At 70.5% G+C, this 3127-nt stretch carries 5 protein-coding genes; 1 reads left to right on the forward strand and 4 read right to left on the reverse strand.

The genetic code is table 11. From position 1 onward, the window contains the following. Nucleotides 1-431: hypothetical protein (locus tag AB3X43_RS06895; protein ID WP_369429120.1), on the forward strand; the 431-nt coding region annotated here is incomplete at its 5' end. Nucleotides 432-443: 12 nt separating this feature from the next. On the opposite strand, the gene AB3X43_RS06900 is transcribed toward AB3X43_RS06895, so the two are convergent. From AB3X43_RS06900 to AB3X43_RS06915, 4 genes are all read right to left on the reverse strand, one after another. Continuing rightward, nucleotides 444-788, reverse strand: a complete 345-nt coding sequence (locus tag AB3X43_RS06900; protein ID WP_369429121.1) for a TfoX/Sxy family protein — start codon at nt 786-788, stop codon at nt 444-446. A 1-nt stretch (nt 789) separates the two neighbouring features. Continuing rightward, nucleotides 790-1425, reverse strand: a complete 636-nt coding sequence (gene queE / locus AB3X43_RS06905; protein WP_369429122.1) for a 7-carboxy-7-deazaguanine synthase — start codon at nt 1423-1425, stop codon at nt 790-792. Further along, nucleotides 1422-2537 carry a 6-pyruvoyl trahydropterin synthase family protein gene (locus AB3X43_RS06910; protein WP_369429124.1) on the reverse strand — a complete coding sequence of 372 codons (1116 nt, stop codon included), beginning with the start codon at nt 2535-2537 and terminating at the stop codon, nt 1422-1424. Before AB3X43_RS06910 ends, queE begins: the two co-directional genes overlap by 4 nt. Before the next feature lie 39 nt (nt 2538-2576). Next, a partial coding sequence (locus AB3X43_RS06915; RefSeq protein WP_473965075.1) for an oxidoreductase occupies nt 2577-3127 on the reverse strand: 551 nt, incomplete at its 5' end.

A 3127-nucleotide genomic window follows, 5' to 3' on the forward strand; every position in this document is an offset into this window, starting at 1 on the left:
ACGGCGGGCTGGAAAAGCGGTTCATCCACTGGGCGCAGGCCGACAGCCACGTCGAGGCGTTCTGCAAGATCAGCGAGACGCGCCACGACTTCCTGCGGCTGCGCTACGTGAAGGAGGACGGGCTGCCGGCGTTCTACTCACCCGACTTCCTGGTCCGCACGGCCGAGGCCATCTACCTCGTCGAGACCAAGGCGCAGCAGCAGGTCATCCACCCGGATGTGCAGCGCAAGCGGCGTGCCGCCGTGGCCTGGTGCGAGCGCCTCAACACGCTGCCCGCGGCGTTGCGCAGCGGCCGGGAGTGGCACTACGCGCTGCTCGGCGAAGAACTGGTGGCCGAATGGCAGCACAAGGGTGCGCGACTGGCGGACCTGCTGGCAGCAACGAGGCTCGCCCCTGCGGTGGACCGGCTCGCGCAGGGGCGGCTGCTCTGAGTTCCCGCCGCGTCAGCCTGGCTGGCGCGGCACCTTCGGCTTCTTCGGCTTCGGCTCGGGCAGCGCGTCGCTGGTCGCCCGCAGCAGCCGCGCCAGCGCCTCGCGCTCGTCGATCAGGTCGGACACCTGGAAATGCAGCTTCGCACCCGGGTACGGCGGCCCCATTGCGGCGTCCGACCCGAGCAGTGCGCGGCCCGCCTCGGTCGGCTTGACGAAGAGCTGGTTGTCGCAGACCAGCGCGACGACCTTGGCATCCAGGTAGAGCGCGTACTCGCCGAACATCTTGCGGTGGGCGAAGGCGCCGAAGCCGTGGAGCTGGTCGGCAATGTGGGCCATGAAGCCGGCATCGGTGGCCATGTCAGGCGATCCCCACGACCTTGTGCATCTGCACGCCGAGCCGCCACTGCGGATGGGCCATGCAGTAGGCGGCGGTGGCGCGGGTGTTCTCGGCCTGCTGAGGCCCGTCCATCGGCTGCAGGAAGAAGTGCGTGAAGTCCAGCGTGGCGAAGCGCTCCGGCCGCGCCAGCAGCTGCGGGTAGACCAGCTTCAGCTCGTCGCCCGACGTGATCTGCAGCGCCGCGCCCGCCTTCGGGCTGACGCAGATCCAGTCCAGCCCGGCAGGCGCGGGCTGGGTGCCGTTGGTTTCGACGGCGACCTCGAAGCCGCGGGCGTGCAGCGCGTCGATCAGCGGCGCGTCCAGCTGCAGCAGCGGCTCGCCACCGGTGCAGACGACGTAGGGCCGCCCGCCCGCGCCCGCCGGCCACTGCGCCGCGACCGCGTCGGCCAGCGCCTCGGGTGTGGTGAACTTGCCGCCGCCCTGGCCATCGGTGCCGACGAAATCGGTGTCGCAGAAGGTGCAGACGGCATCCGCCCGGTCTTCCTCGCGGCCGGTCCACAGGTTGCAGCCGGCGAAGCGGCAGAACACCGCCGCGCGGCCCGCCTGCGCGCCCTCGCCTTGCAGCGTGTAGAACAGTTCCTTCACGGCGTAGGTCATACCGGCAGCAACTCCTGCGTGGCCGACGCGTCGATCACGATCGCGCCGCAGCCCCGCGTCTCATACAGATCGACCCGGTCGAGTGCCGGCAGTACCGCGCGGCCCTTGTCCAGCACCCAGCGCGCCAGCGACAGCGCATCCCCGTCGGGCAGGTCGGCGATCTCGTAGAGCGGGCGGTGGTCGATGGCCTTGAAGATCGGGTCGAACTGTGTCTTCACGTCGCCGAAGTCCACCGTCCAGCCCATGACCTCGTCCAGCGGCGCGCTCAGGTGCAGCCGCAGCGTGTAGGTGTGGCCGTGCAGCGCGCCGAGCGGGTGGCCGGCGGGGGCGTGTTGCATGCGCACGGCGCTGTCGAGCGTCATTTCCTTCCAGATGCGGTAGTGCGCGCCGTCGAAGTTGGCGCCGCACGAGCCGGTCTCGTACACCGTCACCCAGGACAGCTCCGGCAGCAAGGGCTTCAGGCGCTGCCACAGCCACGAGGAAAGGACTTCGCTGGTGGGGTTGTCCAGGCCCTCGATCTCGTTGAGGCAGCGGTAGTTCAGCGCGATGTGGAACGGCGCCCAGATCGCGTCGATGCGGTCGTAGTCGATGCCGAGGTCGCGGGTGCCGATGTCCTGGTCGGCGTGCAGGATGACCTCGAAGGCGTGGCCGTGCATGCGCCCGCACTTGTGGCCGAGCGGCACGTTCGGCAGCCGGTGCGCGGCCTGGAAGCGGTAGCGGCGCCAGAGGTGGGCGTGGCCGGCGCGGTCGAGATCGACGCCGGTGTGCGCGGTGCTCTGCACGCCGATCTGCACGATGCCGGGCACGTCGAACACGGTCTCCAGCCGGGTGCGGATCCAGCGGGCGATGTTCTCGTCGGTGGGCTGCGCGAGGCCGTCGATGTCGTTGAGCCGGGTGTAGTCGAGCGGCTGCACGCAGGCGTCCATGCGGCGCTGCAGCTCGGCCACCTCGCCGCCCGGGAACGGCGCCCAGCCCGCAGGCAGCTCGGCGCGCACGGTGGCGAAGAAGCTGTGGCCGTGCAGGCGGCGCGAGCGGTGGCCGGCGGGCAGGAGATCGACGTGCAGGGCGGCCTCGAAGCCGGCGGAGGCGCAGTGGAGCGGGCGTGGGGACATGGCGCTATTTTCACCGAGGCCCGCGTGCGCCCGCTGATTTCACTGCCCGGTGGCGAGTGCCGGGTAGTCGGTGTAGCCCTTTTCCCCCGGTGTGTAGAACGTGCCCATGTCCGGCGGGTTCATCGGCGCACTGGTCTGCATCCGTGCCACCAGGTCCGGATTCGAGAGGAACGGCCGGCCGAAGGCGATGAGGTCGGCCTGCCCGGTGGCGAGGGCCTGTTCGGCACTCGCCGCGTCGAAACCACCCGCCAGGATGAACGGCCCGTCGAACGCCGCCCGCAGCGCTGCCTTCAGCCCGGCCGGTACCGCAGGCGCGCCCATCGCCGAGTGGTCGAGCACATGCACGTACATCAACCCGAGCGCCGAGAGTTCACGCACCAGCGCCAGGTACTGCGCGTCCACGTCCGCGAAGGCGCCGGTGCCGTTGAACACGCCGTACGGCGACAGCCGGATGCCGACCCGTTCGGCACCGATCGCCGCCACCGTGGCGCGGGCGACTTCGAGGGCGAAGCGGTTGCGGCCGTCGATGCTGCCGCCGTAGGCGTCGGTACGGGTGTTGACGTTGGCGTTGAGGAACTGCTCGATCAGGT

Source organism: Sphaerotilus sp. (assembly GCF_041083715.1).
Taxonomy (GTDB): Bacteria; Pseudomonadota; Gammaproteobacteria; order Burkholderiales; family Burkholderiaceae_C; genus Sphaerotilus.